The sequence below is a fragment of the Neobacillus fumarioli NBRC 102428 genome (assembly GCF_001591485.1).
GTDB classification, from domain to species: Bacteria; Bacillota; Bacilli; order Bacillales; family Cytobacillaceae; genus Neobacillus; species Neobacillus fumarioli.
This window is the reverse complement of the sequence record NZ_BCUZ01000176.1, coordinates 1-4,119: the sequence shown is the minus strand read 5'-3', so window position 1 is coordinate 4,119 and position 4,119 is coordinate 1. Positions and strand designations below refer to the sequence as shown.

4 protein-coding genes are annotated in these 4,119 nt (G+C 39.9%); 3 read left to right on the top strand and 1 reads right to left on the bottom strand.

Going from position 1 to position 4,119, the window contains the following annotated elements:
• Positions 1-380 precede the first annotated feature (380 nt).
• Positions 381-1,478, top strand: coding sequence for a 3-phosphoserine/phosphohydroxythreonine transaminase (gene serC, locus BFU02S_RS15000; RefSeq protein ID WP_066372378.1), 1,098 nt, complete (start codon positions 381-383; stop codon positions 1,476-1,478).
• 67 nt (positions 1,479-1,545) lie between these two features.
• On the opposite strand, the gene BFU02S_RS14995 is transcribed toward serC, so the two are convergent.
• A complete protein-coding gene (locus BFU02S_RS14995; protein ID WP_066372376.1) occupies positions 1,546-2,463 on the bottom strand; it encodes a substrate-binding domain-containing protein in 918 nt (305 codons plus the stop codon).
• Between the two features lie 81 nt (positions 2,464-2,544).
• Here BFU02S_RS14995 and modA point away from each other — a divergent pair, with 81 nt between their 5' ends.
• Both modA and modB read left to right on the top strand, forming a co-directional pair.
• The gene (gene modA / locus BFU02S_RS14990; protein WP_066372374.1) at positions 2,545-3,348 is read left to right on the top strand and encodes a molybdate ABC transporter substrate-binding protein; all 804 of its coding nucleotides are present in this window, start codon (positions 2,545-2,547) and stop codon (positions 3,346-3,348) included.
• A complete protein-coding gene (modB, locus tag BFU02S_RS14985; protein ID WP_066372371.1) occupies positions 3,338-3,994 on the top strand; it encodes a molybdate ABC transporter permease subunit in 657 nt (218 codons plus the stop codon). The genes modA and modB overlap by 11 nt, the downstream gene beginning before the upstream one ends.
• Positions 3,995-4,119 lie beyond the last annotated feature (125 nt).

Sequence of the window (4,119 nt, the reverse complement as noted above, 5' to 3'; positions counted from 1 at the left end):
GACGGTCTCAAACCTGCGCCTATTTCTTTGTCTAACCGCTATTTTTTTAAAATTAGCGTAATTCCTCCGATTAAGTGAGTAACCCTGCAGAAATTTGACAATGAACAATAACAGATCCTTTTGCAAAAAAATATCCGGCGAATGCCGGATCAAGGAATATTTAAAAAGGGGGAATATGAAAAAGAGTTATTCAATTTCATGTCCTTATCATACCTCCATATAATGAACAAAGTATGAACAAATCATGAAGGTTGCTTTAAATTAGACACCTACAGATTTTTTTCAAAATGTAAGGGCTTCCCAAAATTTTGGGCTATTCCAATTTTTCAAAAAAGAAGGTATTATCAGATTAAGTTATTTTAAAATTGAGGTGCGCGAACATGATTGATCAATTTAAACGAGCCCATAATTTTAACGCGGGGCCTTCTGCGCTTCCGCTGTCTGTCCTGCAAAAAGCCCAAGAGGAACTGATTGATTTTCGCGGAACCGGCATGTCTGTTATGGAATTGAGCCATCGCAGTGCCGCCTATGAAGAGGTTCATCACCAGGCCATTCGTCTTCTCAAAGAATTGCTGTCTATTCCGGAGAATTATGAGGTGCTGTTCCTGCAGGGTGGAGCCAGCCTGCAATTTTCCATGATTCCGATGAACTTTTTGACGCGTGAGCAAAAGTGCGGTTATGTGATGACGGGTGCTTGGTCTGAAAAAGCTTATTCAGAAGCAAAGCTTTTTGGAAATGCCTATCATGCAGCAAGTACAAAAGAAGACCAATACCGGCGGATTCCAAGGTTTGAAGAATTACAATATAACAAAGATGATGCCTATGTTCATGTAACGTCCAACAATACGATTTTTGGCACTCAGTGGAAAGACTTTCCTGACACAGGCGAGGTTCCTTTATTCGCAGATATGTCCAGTGATATTCTTTCCAGACCATTTGATGTAAGCAAATTTGCCTTCATCTATGCCGGAGCCCAGAAAAATCTTGGACCATCAGGTGTAACAGTTGTCATTCTCCGCAAGGATTTATTAGAAAAGGCCAATACCAATATCCCAACGATGTTAAAATACAGCACACATGCCAAAAACAACTCATTGTATAACACACCGCCAACCTTTGGCATCTACATGCTTGGCGAAGTATTGAACTGGGTAAAAGAAATCGGCGGCATCAATGAAATAGCGAAGCGGAATGAAGAAAAAGCAAAATTAATCTACGGTGCAATCGACAGAAGCAATGGCTTCTATAACGGCCATGCCGAAAAAGACAGCCGCTCTCTAATGAACATTACCTTCCGTTTAAAAGACGAAAATCTGGAGAAACAATTCCTGGCCGAAGCCAAAAAAGAAGGCTTTATTGGTGTTAACGGCCACCGTTCTGTCGGCGGCTGCCGCGCATCCACCTACAACGCCGTACCATACGAAACATGCAAAGCCTTTAGCGAATTTATGGTGCATTTTCAACAAACAAATGAATGATTGGAGAATTTAACCCAATTCACCAAGTAAATGTATGAAAAGGCATCTGAAAATCAGATGCCTTCTTTTAATAGGTCTCGTACATAATTCTCCCTGTCATCGAAGTATCATAATCCCCCAATGCATTTACTTCTGATATAAATGGACTGGAAGACAAAATCGTCTTTACAGTGTTGATGAGTCCTTCGGTTTTAGCATTTTTTCGAATGATCAGGTCATACCGTTCGGTTATTAACGGTACAAAATCGATGCCAACAATTTTCGCAGCCTTTTCGATTCCCACTCCTACATCCGCTATTCCGGCAGAGACCGCTGAAGCCACGCTTAGATGGTTGGTCACTTCGTCTTCATATCCCTTTATATTCCTTGAAGGAATCTCGTTAATTCTGAGTTGTTCGTCAAGAAGAACCCGAGCTCCTGAACCCCTTTCTCTATTTACGATTTTCACATCATTTCGTTTCAAATCGGTCCAATGGGTGATCTGTAACGGATTTCCTTTTTTAACGTGAAAACCTGCTTTTCTGGAAAGAAGGTTAATGAGAATAAATGGATCACCCACTAAAATCTTTTTGATATATGGCAGGTTATACTCACCCGTATCCCCGTCAAACAAATGCAAGCTAACAATGTCACCTTCTCCATGATACATTGAGATCAGACTATTCAGACTTCCTGTAAAAGATCTTAATGATTGATAGGTTGAATGTTTCTCTATGTATTTTCCGAGAATATCTAAAACCAGATCTTGTCCACTAATGACAATGGTTTGTAAACTTTTGGGTTGAGGATTGGCTGAAAGAGAAGGATTCTGATTCGTTTTATGATTTTGTATATAAGTCTCCAAGTCTTTGGCATCGATTCTCATCTGTCTTCCAACACGGAAGGCAGGGAGTTCGCCCTTTTTCACCATATCATAAAGGGTTAGTTTGGAAACCTTTAACAGCTGTGAAACCTCTTCAATCGTATAGGAAAGCTCTTTTGACATTCGAATCCCTCCATTATTTTTGCTATTCATTTTCATTATAACTAATTATAATTAGTTATATATAGTTATAATTAGGAGGATATGATGAGAAAATATAGTCTTTTCCTTTATGTGATCATGCTTTTTTTACTAACCTTATCAGGATGCTTTGGCAATAAATCAGCGGAGCCGAAACAAACCGTTTCTGAAAAGAAAGTGAATCTGACGATTTCAGCTGCAGCAAGCTTGCAAAATGCCTTAGATGATATAAAATCCTCCTTTGAGAAGGAACATCCAAACATCACCATCACCTATAATTTTGGTGCTTCAGGCGCACTACAGCAACAAATTTCTCAGGGAGCACCAGTGGATCTATTCTTTTCGGCAGCGGAGGACAAATTTCAAACATTAGTAAAAGACGGGTTGATTGAAAAGGGAACTAATTTGTTGGGGAATGACCTTGTGTTAGTCGTTCCAAATAATTCAAATAAAGGAATCAAAACATTCCAAGATCTCACCAAAGCAGATAAACTAGCACTTGGCACTCCTGAGTCTGTACCGGCAGGTCAATATGGAAGGGAAACATTGAAACGGTTAAACGTCTGGAACGGGGTGGCAGGAAAAGTTGTATATGGCAAGGATGTTCGCCAAGTGCTTACTTATGTAGAGACAAATAATGTGGATGCCGGAATTATCTATAAAACCGATGCGTTGACTTCGCAAAAGGTGAAAATTGCCGCAACCGCAAAAGCAAACACGCACGACCCGATTGTCTATCCGGTAGGTGTGATCAAGAACAGTGCCCATCCTAAAGAAGCTCAAACTTTCTACGATTATCTTCAAAATGCCTACTCTTTAAAGATCTTCGAAAAATACGGATTTAAAGCCATAAAACATGGAAACTAACTTTTGGCCACCCGTTATACAATCCATTGAGGTCGCATGTGTATCAGGAATATGGGTATGGATATTTGGCGTGTTTTTTGGAAAAGTAATGGCTCATAAGAAATTTAAAGGGAAAGTTCTCGTTGAAACCATGTTCCTTTTGCCATTGGTATTACCTCCTACCGTTGTCGGTTTCTTGTTAATCATCATTTTTGGCCGAAATAGTCCAATAGGTCAATTGATTGAATGGGTATGTAAACAGCCTGTGATGTTTACGTGGTGGGCGGCTGTTATGGCGTCCACTGTTGTAGCTTTTCCACTTATGTATCAATCTTCAAAAGCGGGATTTGAAGAAATTGATCAAGATATTGAAAATGCCGCTCGTGTGGACGGGGCAAGTGAATTCCAATTATTTTTTCTCGTTTCCCTCCCTCTTGCACTTAGAGCAATCATTTCGGGTGCTATCTTAAGTTTTGCGAGAGCATTAGGCGAATTCGGAGCCACTATCATGTTTGCAGGGAATATCCCAGGGAAAACCCAGACAATCCCAACAGCGATTTATGTTGCCATTGATTCAGGCAATATGGGATTAGCCTGGTTATGGGTCACAAGTATAATCATCATTTCATTTTTTATGTTAATAGCTGTACATTTCATTCAAAAATAACAGAGGGATTCCTTTGATGGTCTTTTGAAAAGGCGTGGTAATTCGTAGGCCTGAGAATTCATAAGCGGAGAATTTCCGTCTATTGTAAATTTTGAGGCATAATAAGCAGAGATAAGCGGAGATAT

Excerpts from the sequence above, each read along its gene's own strand:
- BFU02S_RS14995 (WP_066372376.1), bottom strand. The coding sequence starts at position 2,463 with ATGTCAAAAGAGCTTTCCTATACGATTGAAGAGGTTTCACAGCTGTTA.
- modB (WP_066372371.1), top strand. The coding sequence starts at position 3,338 with ATGGAAACTAACTTTTGGCCACCCGTTATACAATCCATTGAGGTCGCA.
- modA (WP_066372374.1), top strand. The coding sequence starts at position 2,545 with ATGATGAGAAAATATAGTCTTTTCCTTTATGTGATCATGCTTTTTTTA.
- serC (WP_066372378.1), top strand. The coding sequence starts at position 381 with ATGATTGATCAATTTAAACGAGCCCATAATTTTAACGCGGGGCCTTCT.